The sequence below is a fragment of the Methylocella tundrae genome (assembly GCF_038024855.1).
Lineage (GTDB): Bacteria > Pseudomonadota > Alphaproteobacteria > Rhizobiales > Beijerinckiaceae > Methylocapsa > Methylocapsa tundrae.
On sequence record NZ_CP139089.1, the window covers coordinates 1,463,695 to 1,480,471 of the forward strand.

Here is a 16,777-nt window from a genome sequence, read left to right on the forward strand (position 1 = left end):
TCGTCGTTGAAACCATGGCGCTGATGGTCCGTTCAGGTCATGAATGGGAGCTTACGTCGGATCGGAAACAAGAATGACGCGCGGCGCGCAAAAGCAAGGGCCTTCCATCGTCTGGTTTCGCGACGACTTGCGCCTCGCCGATAATGAGGCGCTGACGGCGGCCGGCGCAGCACGCGCGCCTCTCCTCTGCGTCTATATTTTTGATGAAGAAAGCAAGGGCTTTCGGCCTCATGGCGGCGCCTCGCGCTGGTGGCTGCATCATTCTTTGGCGGCGCTTGGCGAGGAGATTTCCGAAAAAGGCGGCCGCCTCGATCTTTTCCGAGGACGCGCGCAAGACATTCTGCCGGCCCTTGCAGGCGCCGCCAGCGCCAGCGCGGCCTTCTGGACGCGGCGCTATGGCGGCGCCGAAATCGCGCTCGACACGGTGCTGAAAACGCGATTGATCGCGGCGCGAGTCAAGACACAAAGCTTCAACGGCCAGCTTTTGCACGAACCCTGGGAGGTCAAGCGCGGCGCGAGGGGCAGCTTCATGGTCTATTCGCCCTATTGGCGCGCCGCCCTCGCTCTGCCCGACGCGGGCGCGCCGCTCGACGCGCCCGAGAAAATCCTTGCGTCGCCCTACCCGCGCGGCGCGCCAAAGAGGAAAAGCCTCGACGAGTTCGGGCTGCTTCCCAAAAGGTGCGACTGGGCGGCTGGGCTGCGTGCGAACTGGAGGCCGGGCGAAAAGGGCGCGCAAAAGCGCCTCGGCGATTTTCTCGCGAACGGCTTGCAGGCTTACGCGAGCGCCCGCGACAGACCGGCGGACGACGCCATCTCGCGCCTCTCGCCGCATCTGCGTTTTGGCGAAATCAGCCCGAGGCAGATTTTCGCCGCGGTCCGCGCGGCCGAAGCGGAGCGCCCGGAGCTTAAGGCTGGCGCGTCGAAGTTTTTGGGCGAACTCGGTTGGCGCGAGTTCAATTATCATGTGCTTTTCAGCCATCCGAATGCCGCGACGACCAATCTGCAGCGCCGCTTCGACGCCATGCCCTGGCGCGATCCGCCCCTGCGCGAGCTTAAAGCCTGGCGCCGCGGCCAAACCGGCTATCCTCTGGTCGACGCCGGCATGCGCGAATTATGGACGACCGGCTTCATGCATAATCGCGCGCGCATGGCCGCCGCCTCCTTTCTCGTCAAACACCTTTTGGTCAACTGGCGGATCGGCGAGGAATGGTTCTGGGACACGCTCTGCGACGCCGATCCGGCCAATAATCCGATGAACTGGCAATGGGTCGCGGGCTCAGGCGCGGATGCGGCGCCCTATTTCCGGGTGTTCAATCCAGTGCTGCAAGGCGAGAAATTCGATCCAAGAGGCGATTACGTCCGGCGCTGGATTCCAGAACTCGCCGCATTGCCGGATAAATGGATTCATAAGCCGTGGGCGGCGCCGGCAGCGGTTTTGCGGGAGGCAGGTGTTGAATTGGGGAAGACCTATCCGAAGCCGGTCGTGGATCTCGCGGACGGCCGTGACCGGGCGCTCAAGGCTTTTGAGGCGGTGCGGCGTTGAGCCGATGACCTATGCTATGCGAGCGGGCGGCAAGGCGGGACCCTGAACCGCCTCCCCCGGCGCGCTTGCGGGATGGCGCGCAATCTGGCAGCAAGGATGCGCGCGGCGGCAAAGCCCGCGATCCTCCGCATTTCAAGGATGCTCCAATGCCTTCCGGCGCCGATTCTTTTGCCACTCCGCAGGCCGCGGCGCTCGAGATTGCCGCGGACGTCCTGCAAGGCGCGCAACAGGCAAGCGCCTGGCCATTCGAGGAAGCCCGCAAGATCGTCGAGAGGATCAATGCGTCAGGCAAGTCCGAAGTCCTCTTCGAGACCGGCTATGGTCCGTCGGGCCTGCCCCATATTGGAACATTTGGGGAGGTTGCGCGAACGACCATGGTTCGCCACGCCTTTCGCTTATTGACCGGGGACAGCGTCAAGACGCGGCTGCTGGCCTTTTCCGACGACATGGACGCGCTCCGCAAAGTGCCGGACAATGTGCCGAACAAGGAGATGCTCGCGTCGCATCTCGGCGAGCCCCTGACCCGCGTTCCCGATCCTTTCTCCAATGAATATCCGTCCTTCGGCGCCGCCAATAATGCGCGGCTGCGCGCGTTTCTGGACCGCTTCGGCTTCGACTACGAATTTGCGAGTTCAACGGATTACTATTCATCCGGCCGTTTCGACGAGACCCTGCTGCGCATGCTGGCGGTCTATGACGATGTGATGGACATTATCTTGCCGACGCTCGGCCCGGATCGGCGGGCGACCTATTCGCCTTTCCTGCCAATCAGTCCGCGCAGCGGTAAAGTGCTTCAGGTGCCGATGATCGAACGCGACGTCTCGCGCGGGACCATCGTTTATCTCGATCCGGAAACGAATGAAAAAGTCGAGACGGAAGTCACCGGCGGGCGCGTAAAATGCCAGTGGAAGGCCGATTGGGCGATGCGCTGGTTCGCGCTCGGCATTGATTATGAGATGGCCGGCAAGGATTTGATCGAATCCGTCAAGCTTTCGGGGAAAATTTGCCGGGCGCTCGGCGGCCGCCCGCCGGAGGGGTTCAACTATGAATTGTTCCTCGACGACAAGGGCCAGAAGATCTCGAAGTCGAAGGGCAATGGCCTCACCATCGAGGAGTGGCTGACCTATGCAAGCCCCGAGAGCCTGTCGCTTTTCATGTATCAAAAGCCGACGGCGGCGAAGCGCCTCTATTTCGACGTCATTCCGCGCGCGGTCGATGATTATCTGAGCTTTCTTGACGCCTATCCGCGCCAGGCGCTGAAGGAGCGTCTTGGCAATCCCGTCTGGCACATTCATTCGGGCGAGCCGCCCGCTCCAGAAGCGCTCGGCAAGGATCACGGCGCGACGATCACCTTCGGCATGCTTTTGAATCTCGCCGCCGTGGCGAACAGCGAAGACCCCAACGTGCTGTGGGGATTTTTGCGCCGCTATGCGCCCGGCGCCTCGCCCGAAAACCATCCGCGCCTCGACAGGCTCGTCGCTTATGCGGTGCGCTATTTCCGGGATTTCGTACGCCCCGCGAAGAATTACCGCGCGCCCGACGATGTCGAGCGGGACGCGCTCGCCAAACTCGCGGACATGCTTGCGGCGCTGCCAAAGGATGCGAGCGCGGAAGCGATCCAGACCGCCCTTTACGATGTGGCGCGGGCCATTCCGCGCTATCAGGATCTCAAGGCCAAGGGCGCGACGCCGGAACGCCCTGGCGTCTCGAATGATTTTTTCAACATGCTCTACGCCATCCTGCTCGGCGAAAGCCGCGGCCCGCGCTTTGGCTCATTCGTCGCCCTCTACGGCGTCGACGAAACGCGCAAATTGCTCGCGGATGCGCTGAATGGCGCCCTCATGCAGCAGCACGCCGACTTTGTGGCGCAAAGATAAAGCATTCCCGGGCGCGCGGCCGATTCTCTTGCGGGCGCAGCCCTGCGCAGACGAAAGTTCAGACATGGAACTGATTTATAAGATCGCGCCAGCGGCGCTATGGCGTCAGGCTCAGGACAGAGGCCGTTTCGACGGCGCGCCTGTCGACCTCGAAGATGGCTTCATTCACTTCTCGACCGCCGAGCAGGCCGAGGAAACCGCTTTGAAACATTTTGGCGGGCGCTTCGACCTCGTGCTGATCGCGGTCGACGCCAAGCGGCTCGGCGACGGACTGCGCTTCGAGCCCTCGCGCGGAGGCGCCCTCTTCCCCCATCTTTACGCGCCGTTGCCGCTCGACGCCGTGGTCTCGGTCAAGGCGCTACCGCCCCGCCCCGGCGGAGGCCACGACTTTTCCGGCCTGCTCGAAAAGCCGGTGCGCTGAGGGAGCTTGAAAGACGCGTCTTTCCGCATGAGGGCGCTTTGAACCCGGAAATCATCTTTCGAGACGGCCTCTCAAGCCTCCTCAACGCGCTTTCGTGTATCAAAGCTGCGTCCTTTCCGCAAAGTCACGACGCGGCTTTGAGCCCGTAGGCGAGAATCGGCGCCGCCAGCACGTTGACGAGCCCCGCCAGCACCATCACCAGCCCTGCGATCGATCCTTCTTCCTGTCCGATCTCGCGTGCTTTGGCGGTTCCGGCGGCATGGGCGCCCATGCCCAACAGCGCCCCGCGCGCAAGACTGGAGCGCAGCGGCAGCCAGTTCAGCATCAATTCGCCGAGAGCCGCGCCGCATATGCCGGTCAGGAGGACGAATACGGTCGTCAAATCCGGCGAGCCGCCTATGTCCCCCGCGACCGCCATGGCGAACGGCGTGCTCATGGAGCGGGGAAGCAGGCTAAGGCGCAAGAGATCCGAAAGGCCGAGCGCGCTCGCCATCGCCCAGGCGGTGGCCATCGCCGTGCCGCTGCCGATGATGACGCCAATGACGAGAACGGGCCAGTGGCGGGCGATCACATGCCGCTGTTCATAAATCGGGATGGCGAAGGCGACAGTCGCGGGTCCGAGCATCATAACGATCCAGTGGGTGCCGCGAATATAATCGCCATAGCCGGTATGGAGCGCCAGCGCGAGGATCAGTAAAACCGCCGGCGTCACGACGAGCGGCGACAGCCACCAGCGCGGCCAACGCCGATAGATGGCGCGGGCGCAAAGATAGAAGCCGACCGTCGCTAACGACCAGAAAGCCGCAAGGGCAAGTGAATGAATAGGCCACATGGTGAAAGCCGCCTTGCTGACGCCCTATTCGGCGACGCGCCGCATCGTCCAGCGCGCGCACATCTCGACGGTGAGGGCGGTCGCCGCCATCACGCACAAAGTGCCAGTTAAGATCACGATCAACAGCTTCAGGCCGAGAACGCCAAGGAATTCGGAATGGTCGAGCAGAGCCATCACGGCCGGCACAAAAAACAGCAGCATTTCGGCAAGCAGCCATTCGGCGCCGCGACGGACGCTGCAAATGTTCATGCGGCGCGTCAGCAGCAAAGCCAGCACGGCCGCCATGCCGACGACGCCGCCCGGCACTGGCAGATGCACGAGCTGAACGGTTGCCTGCCCCAAGGCCCAGAATGCCATCAGAACGCCAAGCTGCAAAAGCCGGCTGCGATGAAATGCATATCGGATGCGAATAAAAGCCTTGCGCAAATGCATGACTGGATCTCCAAATCAAAGCCAGTTTACATTGCACTGCATCATAACGAAAATGAATTAGTCGCATGACATTCATTCTGAAATGGAATTCGTATGGAGCTTAGGACCTTGCGCGCCTTTGTCGAAGTCGTTCGCCAGGGCGGTTTTTCCGCGGCGGCCAAGGCCTTGAACGCCACGCAGCCGACGATCAGCAAAGCGGTGAAGCAGATCGAAGACGAGCTCGGCGTCGCAGTGCTGGACCGCATCGGCCATCGCAGCGAGATCACGGCGGCCGGGGAAATTGTCTATCGCCGCGCCCTCGCCATGCTCGCCCTGCGCGACGATTTGATGGCGGAACTCGATGAATTGCGCGGCCTGAAGCGCGGCGTGCTGCGGCTCGGGCTTCCGCCCGTCGGAAGCAGCCTTTTGTTCGCGCCCCTCTTTGCGATCTACCGCAAGCGATATCCCGGCATCGACATCCGCCTCATCGAGCAGGGCAGCAAACGCCTCGAAGAACTTTTGGCCACGGGCGAGGTCGAACTTGCCGCCTCCCTGCTCCCCGTATCGGAGGACCTCGACTGGCAGGACGTGCGGCGGGAGCCGCTGATGGCGCTTCTGCCCGACGGCCACGCCGGCGCCGGCCGTGACACGATTGATCTCGTCAGCCTGAAGGCCTCGCCTTTCATCCTTTTTGAGACCGGCTTCGCCCTCAATCAGGTCATCCTCGACGCCTGCGGGCGGCATGGATTTGCGCCGAAAGTGGCCGCCCGCAGCGCCCAGATCGACTTCATCATCGAGCTTGTCGCAGCGGGTCTTGGCGTCGCTTTCCTGCCGCGGCTCATCGCCGAACAGCGCACGACGTCGCCGGTCCATCGCATCCTGCTCGATGAGCCGGGAACGGACTGGCGCATGGCGCTGGCATGGCGGCGCGGAAGCTTTCTTTCGCCCGCCGCGCGCGCGTGGCTCGCATTGGCGCGCGAAGCAAAAGGCGAGGCTCCGCCGATCTGACCCGCGGCGAACTCAATCCGCGATGGCGCGCCCGGCGTCCGGCACAAGCGCGAACAGAAGGAACGAGCGTCCCGTCACGGCGTAAGCCTGGCCGAAACGGAAGGTTTCGCCCTCCTTCTCGACCGTCTCTTCGGGAAGGTTCGTGTCGATAAGCAGGGTCCAATGCTGATTGCTGGCCGACTGGCTCGGAAGCGTGAATTCGACCACGTCATGCCAGGCGTTGAAGATCATCAGAATGGTGGCGTCCTCGCCGCGTTTGCGGATGCCCGTCGGCTGGGCCCGCCCGTCGAGCATCAGGCCGAAACATTGCGCCGCGTCCCAATCGCCCTCGGCCATCTCGCCGCCGCCGGCGTTGACCCAGGTCAGCTCCTTGATGTCGAGCTCCTCATTATAGGCGTCGGTGAGAAACCGGCCGCGGCGCAGAATCGGGAATCGCTGACGCAGGGCGTTGACACGGCTGACGAAGCGGATCAGCGATTGACCCTTTGCCTTTAACTCCCAATTGACCCAGGAGATTTCATTGTCCTGGCAATAGGCATTGTTGTTGCCGTTCTGCGTGCGGCCGAATTCGTCGCCGGCTACAATCATCGGCAAACCCTGGCTGAGCAGAAGCGTCGCCAGCATGTTGCGTATCTGGCGAGCGCGAATCCCGTTGATTTCCAGATCGTCGGTCGGCCCCTCGACGCCATAATTGAACGACCTGTTGTCGCTCGCGCCGTCCTTATTGTCCTCGCCATTGGCGTCATTGTGCTTTTCGTTGTAGGTGACGACATCATTCAGCGTGAACCCGTCATGCGCCGTGACGAAGTTGACCGAGGCCCAGGGCTTGCGCCCCTGATGATTGAATTCGGCCGGCGAGGCGAGAAGACGCGGCGCAAGTTCGGCCGCAGGCATGGAGCCCTTCCAGAAATCGCGGACGGTATTGCGAAATTTATCGTTCCACTCGGACCAGCCGGGCGGAAATTCGCCGACCTGATAGCCGCCGGGGCCGCAATCCCACGGCTCGGCGATGAGCTTAACCGCGCCGAGCACGGGGTCCTGGCTACAGCATTTCAAAAATCCGGATTGATTGTCGAAGCCGTTAGGCTCGCGCGCGAGGATTGTGCCAAGATCAAAGCGAAATCCATCGACATGGGTCTCGTTGACCCAATACCGCAGGCTGTCTGTGACCATCTGGATGACGCGTGGATGCGACAGATTGACCGTGTTGCCGGTTCCCGTGTCATTGACGTAGAGCCGCTTGTTGTCGGGATGCAGGCGGTAGTAGGAGGCGTTGTCGATGCCCTTGAACGAGAGCGTCGGGCCACGCTCATTGCCTTCCGCCGTGTGATTGTAGACGACGTCGAGAATGACTTCGAGATCGGCTTCGTGGAAGCGCGACACCATTTCCTTGAATTCGCGCAGGCAGTTGGCGCGATCGGAAGCGTAACGCGGATCAGGCGCAAAATAACCGATCGTGTTATAACCCCAATAATTGACGAGGCCCTTTTTCAGCAGATAGTCGTCATTGATAAAGCTGTGCACCGGCAACAGCTCGACCGATGTCGCGCCGAGCGACTTGATGTGGTTGAGCACCGGCGCTACCCCGAGCCCCGCATAGGTGCCGCGTAGATGCTCCTCAACTTCCGGATGAAGCTTGGTGTAGCCGCGCACATGCAGCTCATAAATGACGCTTCTGTCCCAGGCGATCGGCTTGCGCCTCGGCTGGCCATGCCAATCGAAATTGGGATCGACGACAATCGACTTCGGCATGAAGGGCGCGCTATCGCGCTCATCGAAGGAAAGGTCCTCGTCGGGGTGGCCAAGGATATAGCCAAACACCGCCGGATCCCATTGGAGGTCGCCCATATGGGCGCGGCCGTAGGGATCGAGCAGCAGCTTCATGGGATTAAAACGATGTCCGGCATCCGGCTCATAGGGACCGTGAACGCGATAGCCATAGACTTGCCCGGGTCCGATGTCGGGCAGCCAGCCGTGGAAAATCTGATCGGTATATTCCGGCAGCGCCACCCGATCGAGTTCGGTGTTTCCCCCGGAATCAAAAAGACACGCCTCGACCTTGGTGGCGTTTGCGGAGAACAGCGCAAAATTGACCCCCTTGCCGTCAAAGGAGGCGCCGATCGGATAGGGAAGGCCCTCGCGGACGCGATCTTTCAGAGCCTTTGGCATGCTCCGTCTCCTGACTGACTGATGCCTCGCAGTAACGCCGCAACGCTTGGCGAGTTTCATGCCGCGAGCGCGTCTGCCGTGCGCAGGCCGCCGCGCCGGGCCCGCTGACGCTCAGCCGACGGGCGCGCCGATCACCGGGACGCCGATCAGCACGGGATGCAGCAGGATCATCGCCACATAGGCGGCCGTTCCAACGATCAGCGCGATGGCGTCGGCGCGTGTGAACGACGCCAAACGAGGCGCCCCGAAATCGCCGCGCCTCTTGACCGCGACGCGATCAAAAACGGCCCAGGCGAGAAACGAACCAAACAGCAGCATGCCGCCCAAGTCGCCATTGGCGAGGAGATGCGCGAGGGCCCAGATCTTGATGGCGACAAGCATGGGGTGGCGCAGCCAGCCCCTGATTTTTCCAGGCGCGGGATTGACGCACGCCAGCGCCACGAAGGCGAACCACATCAGCGTCATGGTCAGGTGGCGGGTCCAGCCGGGCGGAGTCCAAACCGGGATCAGCCCTTCCGCGCGATATCGGGAGAAACCCCAGATGATAAGCGCGAAACCGATCAGCGAAACCACCGAATGGATGATTTTATAGGGCGCTTTCCCAAAGCGTCCGATCAGATCCTCCCGCGTCTCACGAAAAGTCGTGAGGGTGTGCGCGCCGAGAAAGACGACGATTCCCAAAACCATAACTAGCATGCTGGCCCCGCTCGCTTGATAATGCAGCGCGCAAGGATAGCACGCGCCCGCGGCAATCGCCTCCTGCATGGATGCGTTCTCGCCGATTGTAATTTGCGAAACGTGCGACGGCTATCATGGAATCGCGGCGACGATCACGCGTTATTTATCGGCGAGCGCTGGATCGAACCCTGCTTCATTGACCCGTTTTCGTTTTGACCGCGCCGGTCGCCCCCGGAAGCGCGACTGGTTTCATCAGGAAATCAGGCGCATGATCGCGCTGATTGCTTGGAATGCGTCAATGCTGGTTTAAGCGCCTCATGCGAAGTGCATCTGACATCGGGCCCGTTCTCGTCACGGGCTGCTCAAGCGGCGTTGGTCGCGCCGCCGCGATTGCCTTTCGCACGGCGGGTTTTGAGACTTTCGCAAGCGCGCGAAATCTCGCCGCCCTCGAAGAGCTGCGCGCGCTCGGCTGCCACACGCTCGCCCTCGACGTCACGGATGAGGCCGCGCGCCGCGCCGCGATCGCCGCCGTTGAAGACCGCTTCGGCGCCGTCGGCGTTCTCGTCAACAACGCCGGCTATGGCCAATATGGTCCGATCGAGGAAATATCCCTCGACGATATGCGCCGCCAGTTCGAGACCAATGTGCTCGGCGCAATGCGGCTGTCGCAGCTTGCCCTGCCTTCGATGCGACGCGCCGGCCGAGGCCGCATCGTCAATGTGAGCTCTGTCGCCGGACGCGTCAGCGTCATGGGCGGCGGGGCCTATCACGCGGCCAAATTTGCGCTCGAGGCGATCGCCGACGCCATGCGCCCCGAGGTAAAACCCTTCGGCATAGATGTCGTGAACGTTTTGCCGGGGCCGATCGCGACGCAATTCGAAGCGACGCTGCTGAGGACCATCCCGGACCTTGGAGCCGATGGCCCCTATGGGCACTTCAAAAGAAATCTTGCGCGGCGAATGCGCGCATTCCTTGCACCCCGCGGCCTCGGAGTCATGACCGCGAACAAGGTCGCCGAGGTGGTTTTCAGGGCGGCCACGGCGAGACGCCCGCGCACGCGCTACAACGTGGGGTTGATTGCAACTCTTGGTCCGATTGGCCGGGCTCTCGCGCCAGATCGCCTCGTAGACGCCGTGACCAGTCTCGCCATCTCGAGCGAGCGCCGCTGACGCGCGAGGAATTGCCAGCGCAACTTGCGTCACGCCGGCGTAGCTATCTAAAACGCACGCTCGCCACCCATCGGCGCGGCTCGTCCTCCCAGTCGCAAGGGGAGAAGCTGATTAGCCTCAACGCTCGACAAGGGGGAACCGGCTATGATCGAATTGCAGAACGCGCCGCCCATTCGCTTTCATTGACGTCCGGCCTGTCCGGAGGAGACCTCTCATGCCCGTTCGCCTGCCCGGCCGTCTTCTGGCGACCCTGCTCCTCGCAGCCGCCTTGCCCCTGTCGGCCCCTCTGGCTTCGTTTTCAGAAGAAGTCCAGCTCATTCGCTCCGCGGAGGCGCAATCGGTGCAGAAAAACCCAATCGAACGGGCCGAATCGGCGCTGCAAACCCTCATCTCGCGCCTGCGCGGCCGCACCATGCCCGAAGGCATTGTCAAATCGAACGGGCGCATCGAAGCGACGCAGGTGGACGTGGCGGCGAAATATCCCGGCCGGCTCACGACGCTGAACGTAGACGAAGGCGATGAAGTGACGGCTGGACAAGTCCTCGGCGCGATCTCTTCGCCGGAAGTCGAAGCCCAGCTGAGGGGCGCGCAGGCTCAGGTGCTGGGCGCAAAGCAGGCTTTGGCGGCGGCCGAGGCGCTCATTGTCCAGCGCAGCAGCGATCTGGCCTTCGCAAGAACCGATCTGGAGCGCGGGACGAACCTCCTCGACTCAGGGAACATAACCCGACAAATTTACGATCAGCGGCGTAACAGGTTCGAAGTCGCCGAAGCGGCATTTCACGCCGCCACCGACCAGCGCAACCAGGCCGAGTCTCAAATCAAATCAGCGGAGGCCGACGTCGATCGGTACCAGGCCATTTTGGTCGATATGGTGCTTATCTCGCCAAGAAGCGGACGCGTGCAATACAGGCTCGCCCGCGCCGGCGAGGTCATCCTGCCGGGACAGCGCGTGCTGACGATCCTCGACCTCAATGATGTTTATATGACGATCTACCTGCCCGCTGCGGACGCCGGCAGGCTCGCTCTTGGCGACGACGCCCGCATCATCGCCGATCCCGTTCCCGAATATGTTATCCCCGCGACGGTCAGCTTCGTTGCGACAGACGCGCAGTTCACACCAAAGAGCGTCGAGACCGATGAGGAGCGCGAGAAATTGATGTTCCGGGTGAAACTTCAGATCGATCCAAAAGTGCTGGAGAAATATCGTCGGCAGGTGAAGACGGGCGTTCGCGGCATCGGCGTTGTGCGCCTCAGCCCGAGCATCGCGTGGCCCAATGATCTCGCCGTGAAGCTTCCGCAATGACGAACGGCCCTATCGCACGGCTCGATCATGTGTCGCACAAATATGCGGCGACTGTTGCGCTCGACAATGTGAGCCTCGATATTCCGGCTCATTGCATGGCGGGACTGATCGGGCCGGACGGCGTCGGCAAATCCACGCTTCTCGCGCTTGCCTCCGGCGTTCGAAAGATTCAGAGCGGTCATGTCATCATCTTCGATGGAGACATGGCGAACGCCGCCCATCGCAGGGCGAATTGCGCGCGCATCGCCTACATGCCACAAGGGCTCGGTCGCAATCTCTACCCAACGCTCAGCGTCTTCGAAAACATCGATTTCTTCGGGCGGTTGTTCGGGCAATCCGAGCCTGAGCGCCGCGCGCGCATCGCCGAACTCTTGCAGGCGACGGACCTCGATCCATTCGAAGACCGCCCGGCCGGCAAGCTCTCCGGCGGCATGAAGCAGAAACTCAGCCTCTGCTGCGCGCTGATGCATGATCCAGATCTTCTCATTCTCGACGAGCCGACAACGGGCGTCGATCCGCTTTCGCGCCGCCAGTTCTGGGACCTCATCGATTCGATCCGGGCGCGGCGTCCGCTCATGAGCGTCATCGTAGCGACCGCCTATATGGAGGAGGCCCAGCGCTTCGACTGGCTCGCCGCCATGGACGATGGCAAAATCATCGCGCAAGGCGCCCCAAAGGAGATTCTCGCCCAAACCCACGAGCGTTCGCTGGAGGAGGCCTTCATCGCCCTTCTTCCAGAACAAAAGCGCGCCCAGCATCACAAGGTCGTGGTGCGGCCGCGCCCCGCAAGCGATGACGAGTCTCCCGCGATCGAAGCAGAGGGACTAACCCGCCGTTTCGGCGATTTCGTCGCTGTCGATCACGTCAGCTTCCGCATCGCGCCCGGCGAGATTTTTGGCTTTCTCGGTTCGAACGGCTGCGGAAAAACCACCACCATGAAAATGCTCACCGGGCTTTTGCCTTCAAGCGAAGGGTCCGCGAAGCTGTTTGGAAATCCGATCGGCTCCAATGACATGGAAATGCGTAGCCATGTCGGCTATATGTCTCAGTCCTTTTCCCTCTACAGCGAGCTCACCGTCCGGCAAAACCTCTATCTGCACGCCCATCTCTATCATTTGCCGGATCATGAAATAGAAGGCCGCATAGAGCAACTTCTACAACGCTTCGATCTGCTGCACGCGGCGGACGAGCAGCCGGATAATCTTCCCCTCGGCATCAAGCAAAGGTTGCAACTCGCCGTGGCCGTGCTGCACCGGCCGGCGATCCTTATCCTCGACGAACCGACGTCGGGGGTCGATCCGATCGCGCGCGACGCCTTTTGGACTAGCTTGATCGACCTCTCACGCGACGACAAGGTGACGATCTTTCTGTCCACCCATTTCATGAACGAAGCCGAGCGGTGCGATCGAATCTCGCTCATGCACGCGGGCAAAGTGCTTGCCGTCGGAACGCCGGCCGATATCGTCAAAGAACGCGCCGCCAGCTCGCTCGAAGACGCTTTCATCGGCTATCTCGTCGATGCCGCGGGATCCGGTCGCGCGCGAGACGCCTCGCCGCCCGCGCCTGTCGCGCCGCCGATCGAGGCGCCTTTTGCAGGCCGCTCAAAGAGGTTCGATTACAGACGGCTTTGGGCTTATGCGCGCCGGGAGACCATGGAGCTGTTGCGTGATCCGATCCGGCTGATCTTCGCTTTTATCGGCCCGTTCATCCTGATGTTCGCTTTTGGCTACGGCATTTCCTTCGATGTCGAGAATCTGAAATATGCCGCTTTCGACCAGGATCGCACGCCCGAGAGCCGCACCCTCCTCGAAAGCTTTTCAGGATCGCGATATTTTTCCGAACAGCCTCCAATCCAATCCCCGGCAGAAATGGAGGATCGATTCAGAAAAGGCGAGCTGCAGCTCGCGATCGAAATTCCCCCAGGCTTCGGCCGCGATCTCGAAAGCCTGCGCTCGCCTGACGTCGCCATCTGGATCGACGGCTCCATGCCGTTCCGCGGCGAGACCGCAAGGAGCTATGTCTCGGGACTGGCCCTTCGATATGCGAAGGACCGAATAGTGGAGCGCCTTGGCCCCAATGGCTTGTCGACCGCCTATGTAGGCGGCGTTAATATCGAAACGCGCTTTCGCTATAATCAGGCCTTCAAGAGCGTCAACGCCATGGTTCCGAGCGTCATCGTTTTGATGTTGATTCTGATCCCCGCGATCATGTCGGCAGTCGCAGTGGTTCACGAAAAAGAAACCGGCTCCATCGCCAACTTCCGCTCGACGCCGACCAGCAGATTCGAGTTCCTGTTTGGCAAGCAGCTTCCTTATGTCGCCGTTTCGATGGTCACCTTCGCGATGTTGGCCCTTATCGCCGCGAGCATATTCCACGTGCCCGTCAAGGGATCGCTCGCCGCGTTAACGCTCGGAACCTTGCTCTACGTGTTCGCGACGACAGGGGTCGGCCAGCTCATCTCGACCTTCACGCGCACGCAGGCCGCGGCGGTTTTCGCAACCGCCATTCTCACCGTCATCCCCGCGGTAAATTTCTCCGGCCTGCTCACGCCCGTGTCATCCCTGTCTGGCGGCGCCAAATTATTAGGCCTGTCTTTCCCCGCCGCCTGGTATCAGCCGATCAGCGTCGGCGCGTTCACAAAGGCGCTCGGCTTCTCGGATCTATGGTTCAATATCTTTGTGCTTGCGCTCTTCACGCTGTTCTATCTCGTCGCCGCGCAGATAATCCTGAACAAGCAGGAGGCCTGAGATGGCGTCCGTGAAAGAGGAGACGAGCCCGCAGAGCAAGGCGCCGCCGGTCAAGGGGCGCGCAAAAAAGAGCCGCATCGGCGCGCATGTCGCCAACATCGGCCGGCTGATGATCAAGGAGCTGCGGAGCATCCGATCCGACCCCGTGATGCTTATCCTCGTTGTCTATGCTTTCAGCATCGCCATCTACACCGTGGCCAATGGCGCCTCAACCGAAGCAACCAATCTGGCGGTCGGGATTGTTGATGAAGACCACTCCGCGTTGTCGCGCAAAATCGCCGATGGTCTGACGCCTCCCCTTTTCAGGCGGGCCGTCGAAATCGCGCCTTCGGACATTGACCCGTCGATGGATTCAAATCGTTTCGTTTTCGTCATCGAAATCCCGCCCGACTTTCAAGCCGATGTGCTCGCCGGCCGGCAGACCTCGGTTCAGATTAACGCCGACGCCACGGCCATTACGCAGGCAGGCAATGGCGCGGGCTACATCCAGACGATCATCATGAATGAGGTCGCGGCCTCTCTCACGGGTCGGGAGGCAGGCTATCCTGTGCCTGTCAATGCTGTGGTCCGCGTAAAATTCAATCCAAATTTGCACTCGAGTTGGTTCACCTCGGTGATGCAGGTCATCAACAACGTCACCATGCTCACAGTGATCCTGAGCGGCGCCGCGCTCATTCGAGAGCGCGAACAAGGCACCGTGGAGCATCTCCTCGTGATGCCTGTGGTTCCGGCCGAGATCATGCTGGCCAAAATGTTGGCGAATGGCCTCGTCACCCTCGTGGCGGCTGCGCTTTCGTTGGTCTTCGTGGTCGAGTGGTGGCTCAAAGTGCCGATCGTCGGATCCATCGCGCTCTTCATCGGCGGTTCGTTCTTCTACGTCTTCACCGTCGCCGCGCTCGGCATTCTGCTTGGGACGATAGCGGCTTCGATGGGGCAGTTCGGGCTTCTCGTCATTCCCGTGCTGCTTGTCATGATGCTGCTTTCTGGAAGCATGACGCCCATGGAAAGCATGCCAGATTGGCTACAATACATTATGCAGATCATCAGCCCCACCCCGCATTTCGTGGCGTTCGCGCAGGGCGTGCTCTATCGCGGCGCTGGTTTATCCATCGTCTGGCCGCAGCTCATCGCAATCATCATTATCGGCAGCGTCTATTTCGGCTTCGCCCTGCGCCGTTTCCGCCGCGTCATTTTCGGCGCGTGAGGTCGCGCGAGCTGTGCCCCTCGACGAATTCCATCGCCAAAACCCTGATTTCCGCATCGTCCGTGGCTTGTAAATCTGCCTGTAATAATTGAGGCAGGCCGGTTCGGCGTCGCGCGCGATCTCCCGCGCCTGCTCACGGCCGACGAACGGGCCGGCGGCCCAGATCGCGGCGGACTCCAGGCTCTCGAAGTCAGGCCGATCGAATTCAGCAACGCAAGCCAGAGGCCACGAACTATAACATACCAAATCCCTCATTCGGATTAGCCGCTCTGGATGGCTACGGCGCGAAAGCGGATGAGGGCGAGAAACAGGAACAAACCGCCAACCAACGCGACGAAGAGGAATTCAGGCCACACTAATGCAAAGCCTGCTCCCCGAAACAGGATGGATTGCGCGAACAACACGAAATGAGTTGAAGGCGAACACATCATAATAGTGCTCAGGACGACCGGCATGGATTCGAGCGGCGTATTGCTGCCGGAGAGGATATTCAGAGGCATCGCCACGAGAATATAGAGCAGCCCGAGCTGCGGCATAGAGCGTGCGACCGTCGCCAGAAATACTCCCACCGCGGTCGCGAAGAACAGATAGATCGCGACGCCCCCTATGAACAATGGGACAGAGCCCGCGATAGGGATCTTAAGCAGTTCCCGCACAACGATTTCAAGCGACAGGCCGGCGGCGATAGTAATCACCAGACCGTTAGCCCATATCTTCGACATGGCGATTTCGAACGGCGTGACAGGCATGACGAGAAGATGATCCATGGTGCCGTGTTCGCGCTCCCGGACAATCGCAGCTCCCGCCAGGATGATAGCCAGCATCGTGACGTTGTTGACAATTCCCATGACGCTCGAGAACCACGCGGTCGTGACATTCGGGTTGAAGGCGACGCGCACGGCGAGCGTGATCGGCGAGCCTGGAACATTTTGCGAGTCCGACAGTGATTCGCCTTCATCCCGAGAAACGAAATTATTGATCTCGGTCGTCAGAATCTGCTGGATATAGCCGTAACCGAGCCCCGCCATAACCATGGCGGTCGCATCTACATTGACCTGGACCGCGGGGCTTCGCCTGGCCAGAACGTCTCTTGCGAAATGCGACGGAATTACAATAACGAACGTATAGGCCGCCGTGTTCATCAGGTGATCGACGTCCTTGTTATCGATCTCAACCGGAGCCTTGAAATAGGGAGGCAGAAAGGCTGCGATCATCCGGCGGGACAATGCCGAATTGTCTTCGTCAACCACGCCCACGGAGGCGTTATACAGCTCCTGCGCATTGCTGCGTCCCTGCACGAAGATCGCAAAAGAGAACGTGTAGATCACGAGCCCAAGAAGCACGTAGTCCCGAAAAAAGCTCCGGAGCTCCTTGGTTCCAAGCCAGAATATATTGCCGAGCATGCGCATCTGCGC

14 protein-coding genes are annotated in these 16,777 nt (G+C 61.1%); 9 read left to right on the top strand and 5 right to left on the bottom strand.

The window, feature by feature from the left end:
• The first annotated feature begins 73 nt into the window (after nt 1–73).
• From SIN04_RS09325 to SIN04_RS09335, 3 genes are all read left to right on the top strand, one after another.
• Nucleotides 74–1,543, top strand: coding sequence for a cryptochrome/photolyase family protein (locus SIN04_RS09325; protein WP_134488560.1), 1,470 nt, complete (start codon nt 74–76; stop codon nt 1,541–1,543).
• Between the two features lie 146 nt (nt 1,544–1,689).
• Entirely contained in the window at nt 1,690–3,420 is a 1,731-nt protein-coding gene (locus SIN04_RS09330; RefSeq protein WP_134488562.1) for a lysine--tRNA ligase, read from the top strand.
• Nucleotides 3,421–3,484: 64 nt separating this feature from the next.
• A complete protein-coding gene (locus SIN04_RS09335; RefSeq protein WP_134488564.1) occupies nt 3,485–3,841 on the top strand; it encodes a DUF952 domain-containing protein in 357 nt (118 codons plus the stop codon).
• A gap of 124 nt (nt 3,842–3,965) precedes the next feature.
• Here SIN04_RS09335 and SIN04_RS09340 read toward each other — a convergent pair whose 3' ends face one another.
• Nucleotides 3,966–4,673, bottom strand: coding sequence for an LrgB family protein (locus SIN04_RS09340; RefSeq protein ID WP_134488566.1), 708 nt, complete (start codon nt 4,671–4,673; stop codon nt 3,966–3,968).
• A 24-nt stretch (nt 4,674–4,697) separates the two neighbouring features.
• Nucleotides 4,698–5,105, bottom strand: a complete 408-nt coding sequence (locus SIN04_RS09345; RefSeq protein WP_134488568.1) for a CidA/LrgA family protein — start codon at nt 5,103–5,105, stop codon at nt 4,698–4,700.
• Nucleotides 5,106–5,198: 93 nt separating this feature from the next.
• Between SIN04_RS09345 and SIN04_RS09350 the strand changes: the two genes are divergently transcribed.
• A complete protein-coding gene (locus tag SIN04_RS09350) occupies nt 5,199–6,092 on the top strand; it encodes a LysR family transcriptional regulator (protein ID WP_134488570.1) in 894 nt (297 codons plus the stop codon).
• Between the two features lie 12 nt (nt 6,093–6,104).
• Here SIN04_RS09350 and glgX read toward each other — a convergent pair whose 3' ends face one another.
• Together glgX and SIN04_RS09360 are read right to left on the bottom strand one after the other, a co-directional pair.
• Nucleotides 6,105–8,261: a glycogen debranching protein GlgX gene (gene glgX / locus SIN04_RS09355; protein WP_197731957.1), complete on the bottom strand. Its 2,157-nt coding sequence runs from the start codon at nt 8,259–8,261 to the stop codon at nt 6,105–6,107.
• Nucleotides 8,262–8,372: 111 nt separating this feature from the next.
• Nucleotides 8,373–8,957 (bottom strand): NnrU family protein, encoded by a 585-nt coding sequence (locus SIN04_RS09360; protein WP_134488574.1) that lies wholly within the window; start codon nt 8,955–8,957, stop codon nt 8,373–8,375.
• Between the two features lie 67 nt (nt 8,958–9,024).
• On the opposite strand from SIN04_RS09360, the gene SIN04_RS09365 reads away from it, so the two are divergent.
• The 5 genes from SIN04_RS09365 (at nt 9,025) to SIN04_RS09385 (ending at nt 15,362) form a co-directional block, all read left to right on the top strand.
• The gene (locus SIN04_RS09365) at nt 9,025–9,249 is read left to right on the top strand and encodes a hypothetical protein (protein ID WP_134488576.1); all 225 of its coding nucleotides are present in this window, start codon (nt 9,025–9,027) and stop codon (nt 9,247–9,249) included.
• A gap of 7 nt (nt 9,250–9,256) precedes the next feature.
• A complete protein-coding gene (locus tag SIN04_RS09370) occupies nt 9,257–10,108 on the top strand; it encodes an SDR family NAD(P)-dependent oxidoreductase (protein WP_244605745.1) in 852 nt (283 codons plus the stop codon).
• 214 nt (nt 10,109–10,322) lie between these two features.
• Nucleotides 10,323–11,411, top strand: coding sequence for an HlyD family secretion protein (locus SIN04_RS09375; RefSeq protein ID WP_134488580.1), 1,089 nt, complete (start codon nt 10,323–10,325; stop codon nt 11,409–11,411).
• On the top strand, nt 11,408–14,158 hold the full coding sequence (rbbA, locus tag SIN04_RS09380) for a ribosome-associated ATPase/putative transporter RbbA (protein ID WP_134488582.1): 2,751 nt from the start codon (nt 11,408–11,410) through the stop codon (nt 14,156–14,158). The genes SIN04_RS09375 and rbbA overlap by 4 nt, the downstream gene beginning before the upstream one ends.
• A 109-nt stretch (nt 14,159–14,267) precedes the next feature.
• Complete coding sequence (locus tag SIN04_RS09385) at nt 14,268–15,362, top strand: ABC transporter permease (RefSeq protein WP_244605949.1); 1,095 nt, start codon at nt 14,268–14,270, stop codon at nt 15,360–15,362.
• 260 nt (nt 15,363–15,622) lie between these two features.
• On the opposite strand, the gene SIN04_RS09390 is transcribed toward SIN04_RS09385, so the two are convergent.
• Nucleotides 15,623–16,771 (bottom strand): ABC transporter permease, encoded by a 1,149-nt coding sequence (locus tag SIN04_RS09390; RefSeq protein WP_341264392.1) that lies wholly within the window; start codon nt 16,769–16,771, stop codon nt 15,623–15,625.
• Nucleotides 16,772–16,777 lie beyond the last annotated feature (6 nt).